This is a genomic window from Flavobacterium sp. (assembly GCF_044338735.1).
Classification (GTDB): domain Bacteria; phylum Bacteroidota; class Bacteroidia; order Flavobacteriales; family Flavobacteriaceae; genus Flavobacterium.
In genome coordinates this window covers 1-4,166 of the sequence record NZ_JBIIWV010000175.1, presented here as the reverse complement: position 1 = coordinate 4,166, position 4,166 = coordinate 1, and the positions used below count along the sequence as shown (strand labels likewise).

The window sequence follows — 4,166 nt, the reverse complement described above, 5'->3', positions numbered from 1 at the left end:
TGTCAAAGCCTAAACTTGAAACAATTAAGACGTCACCGAATTTTGCGTTTATTTTAAAACCCCCTTCAAAATCGGTTAAAACCCCTGTTTTAGTTCCTTTGACAACTACATTAGCTCCTATCAAGGGCAAACCTTTATCATCATTAACAACTCCTTCAATCGTAGTTTGAGCAAACGAGGTAAAGAAAGATGTTAAAAATATAATTGTTAATAATTTAAATTTCATATTTTTTTGGTTTATTAATAAGTTGTTGTGTTTAACAATTTTGAATAAATATTTAATTACTATAAAAAAATAAATCTTTCATATTAATTCAAAACTAAACTTTTAAGACGAATTATACTAGTATAAAAAGTCTCTTTTATAGTGTGAATTCGTCTCAATTAAAACACACTTTGATTTATTTGAATAGTACAAATACTACATATTATCAAAATACAATTGGGTCCATAGGTAAATAGCTATTGAGTAATTGACTTTACTTCAAAAAAAAAACTTCCAGTTTTCCGGAAGTTTTTATATATTTTGAAAAATTTGAAATTTATTCTTTACCTTCTTTTTTTCCCTCAGCTTTAGCTTTCTCCATATTGGCTTTTTGAATTTCTAGCTGTGCAGGTGTTAATACTTCTTTAACTTTTTTATTAAGTTCTTTGATTTTTACTTTATTTGCATCAGCATGATCTGGATTTTCCTTGCTGTCTTTTCTCAATATCGATTGTTCTTCAAGAATTGGTTTTAAAAGTGCTTGTTGATCTGTTGTTAAAGATAATTCTGTTGTCATTTTTAGCAACATTTTATCAGCACCACCTTTTTTAGAATCTTGAGCAAATCCGCTTAAACTTGCAGTCAATAAAACTGCGAAAATTAATTTTTTCATTTTTATATTTGTTTTAAAGTTAAAAATTTTAGACTTTCAATAAATAAAAAGGTTTAATCCTTTCATAAATTAAAAAAAGCTATTGCATTGTTTTTATTATTACTGCTGTTATTCTTTTATTATTTTTTTGGTTAAAATTCTTTTTTTCTCTTTAAGAAATACAATATAATACGTCCCTTTTTCTATATTTAGTAGGCTAAGTGAATTGTTTTCTGGTTTATTGACGTTTGAAACTATTTGCCCTATTGAATTATAGATAATAATTTCATCTGAAACAATTTTTTTATCCCAATAAAGCATAGACGATGTTGGGTTTGGGAAAATTAATGTTTCAGCGTTTTCAGAATTATAATCAATAGAATATAAGGAACCTGTTCGGGTAATATCTATCTCAATGCCATGAAAGATATCATCAATACTATCTGTATTTACTAACATAAAATCAGAACCAAAAACTCCATTTTGGGTAATAATTGGATTTTGTATGGTTACGTTAGTTGTTTTCCATTGATTATCTCCAATACCTGTTATATTTATGGCAGTTTGCAAGCCTGATGAGTTATAATATTTTAATGCCCAAGTCGAATTTATATTTTTATCAAGCCACGTAATTTTAAATGTTAAACTAGCTGGATCTGAAAGAGAAAACACATCGGAATGGAATTTAAAATACATTGTATTTTTGCCACTACTGTTTTGAAAAGATCGCGCAAAACGATCGTATTTAGATGAATTTGAATTTATATTCCCCCTTACCCTAAATAGACCAATTGAAGTTAAATCTGGATTTATTTGAGTTATCCATCTTTCGTAATTCCCTTCTTCAATATTCCAACCTGCATCATTATACCCTGTTTGCTGATCACGTTGATACACTTGTCCTTGAGTGGCCGCAAATACATCATTCATTTGAGCACCTCGGCTTGCATAGGCACTACAAATAGCACTATATCGTGACTGGTTTTGCTGATTGGCTTGACCATAAATATTTTCTGGAAATTTAACGGTATTTTGAGAATTTAATCCTTCATGGAAAATCGAATATGCAGCATCTGCCGTACTAGGATATACTTGTTTGCAATATTTATTAAACATCTTAAAAACGTCATGTAATTCTGGTCTTGTTTGGGCTTCATCTAAAGCGCTTTCAGTAACTAGCCAAACCGAAAGACCCGTATTTAACCCACTTAAAGCACCCCAATAAAAGCCTAGTGGAACATTAATTTGGTAATATGGTTTAGTCCATGTTTGATCCATTTCGGCAGCAGAAAACAAATGTAATCCTTGTGGATTAACCAGATATGGTGTCCAAGTAGTTTTGAAATCTAATTCGTCTGAAAGATGATGACCCCTTGCATAAGCCCCACCCTTGGTACCAAATCCATAAGTAACATTATTGGTAACCCATTGCCATTCTATTGGTTCGTCAACAGGATCAATATTGTTAAAAAGAAGCCCAATTTTGGTGTTACTATTCCCCGTATTAAACGTTAGTCTAAATTTTTCAAATACTTCTAAACGAAAAGTACGCCATTGATTATCGGAAATAGTATAAGAGGAATTAAGAGGCGTTCCCTTATACGCAACTTCATCACCTGTGCATCCCGTTTTTACCTGAACATAAGCAATTTTACTGAATAAGTTTGAAGGAAGTGTTCGTAAGAAATTACCGAAACTTTCTATCATATTGAAATAATACGTTTTATAATCAATATCTAAATAATAAGGATATTGAGTCCAATTTGGATGTTGTGTGTCATTAGTAGCCACACTCGGCACACCATTAGCGTAAATCCAAGCTGGGGCATCAGGACCAACTCCTACACTTATGTTTACCATCTGATTGTTAGTGTAAGCTGCTTGTAATATAGTTTGAATCTCAGACCAATCGTATTGATTTGTGTTATTTGGTTGCACATCTTCCCAGTTTACATCGGCGCTTTTGCCTTTTAAATAGTTGTAATCAGTATCAACTGAAATGTCATAGGCATTTGATCTGTCCCAAACGCCATAGGAATTAACTGGTAAAATGGTCGTTTGAGCATGTAAAGAAAGCGTACAGATTATAAATGGAATTATATTTAATAAATAGTTTTTAACTTGTTTTTTCATTTAGATATAATTTAAGCCAACTTATTAAGAAAGATGTAGACGCATAGACTTATTTAATATTAAATATCTTATAACGATTTCATGTTCTCGCATAGTTCATCAAATGATTTTTTTCCTTCGTATTTTATGATTTGAGAATGACGACCTTCTAAAAGCAAAGGACTTGTTTTTCCATATGCTTTCAATTCATATTCTTTAGGTTTATCACCCCAATTGAAAACCCCAAGATAAATATCCTTATCCTTTCGGGCAATTATCAACTCGAACCCATCCTGTTTATTAGTTCCATGTTCCCAAAAATCTAACGGCACGGTTTCTTCCATCGCAGGAAACTCAAAAACTTCTTTCACTAATGCTTTACGTTCTGGTCGAAGTATCATTAAATTATCACTTTGCAATCGGGCAGTGCCGTATAATTTATTAAAATCGGCCCACATTTGAGCTTCATTCATTGTCATGCTGTGTCCGTGTTTTGTATCTTCTTGAGACACTGTTGCGTCTTCGTCTATGGCTTCGCGGAAAACAAGGTAATCAGCATCGCCATTGAAAACTTTACCACTCAGATAAAAGTTACTTAAATTACCTAAACAACGCTCAGGAAAAGCTTGGAAGATAGGATTGATGTCGCCACCAGTTCGCATACCGTCCACAAACCCAATAGTTGGTCCAAAAACAGCAGAACAGCCTAAGAAATAGATATCATCTCCCATGGCTTCCCGCATGGTTTTCATTCCCAAACGAAAACGTTCTACCCCTGTGATTGTAGGGTCGTAGGCTTTGAAACTTTTAACATGTTTGTTCCTAAGTTTGGTGTCATTCTCGAGGCCGTAACGCATAAAATCCACCTTGAAATAACGAATTCCCCAATTATCCTTCATGTTTTTTATGCAATCTGCGATATGTGCTCTTGCTCCTGGATGGGAGTAATCGAAGTAAATATAATGCATGACTTTGTCTGCTTTTTTATTCTCTTCGACCACCAACTTTCCATCTTGATCATGAAGGAAGTACTCTGGATGTGCTTTATATATTTCAGATGCTTCATCACCTCTAAATCCATCAAAATGTATTCCAGGAGTTTTTCCTTCGGCCTTAATTCGGCTAACAATATCCTTGATTCCGCCAGGTAAAAGACCCGAGTTTATAGATTTATAATCTCCTCGTTCGGTCCACCAT

Annotated in this window: 4 protein-coding genes; all 4 read right to left on the bottom strand. The window is 33.0% G+C overall.

Going from position 1 to position 4,166, the window contains the following annotated elements:
• On the bottom strand, positions 1-226 hold a 226-nt coding region (locus ACIQZC_RS09565), incomplete at its 3' end, for a carboxypeptidase-like regulatory domain-containing protein (protein ID WP_396139002.1).
• Between the two features lie 316 nt (positions 227-542).
• Complete coding sequence (locus tag ACIQZC_RS09560; RefSeq protein WP_396139001.1) at positions 543-878, bottom strand: hypothetical protein; 336 nt, start codon at positions 876-878, stop codon at positions 543-545.
• Positions 879-986: 108 nt separating this feature from the next.
• A complete protein-coding gene (locus ACIQZC_RS09555; protein ID WP_396139000.1) occupies positions 987-2,990 on the bottom strand; it encodes a T9SS type A sorting domain-containing protein in 2,004 nt (667 codons plus the stop codon).
• Positions 2,991-3,058: 68 nt separating this feature from the next.
• On the bottom strand, positions 3,059-4,166 hold a 1,108-nt coding region (locus ACIQZC_RS09550; protein WP_396138999.1), incomplete at its 5' end, for an alpha-galactosidase.

Excerpts from the sequence above, each read along its gene's own strand:
- ACIQZC_RS09560 (WP_396139001.1), bottom strand. The coding sequence starts at position 878 with ATGAAAAAATTAATTTTCGCAGTTTTATTGACTGCAAGTTTAAGCGGA.
- ACIQZC_RS09555 (WP_396139000.1), bottom strand. The coding sequence starts at position 2,990 with ATGAAAAAACAAGTTAAAAACTATTTATTAAATATAATTCCATTTATA.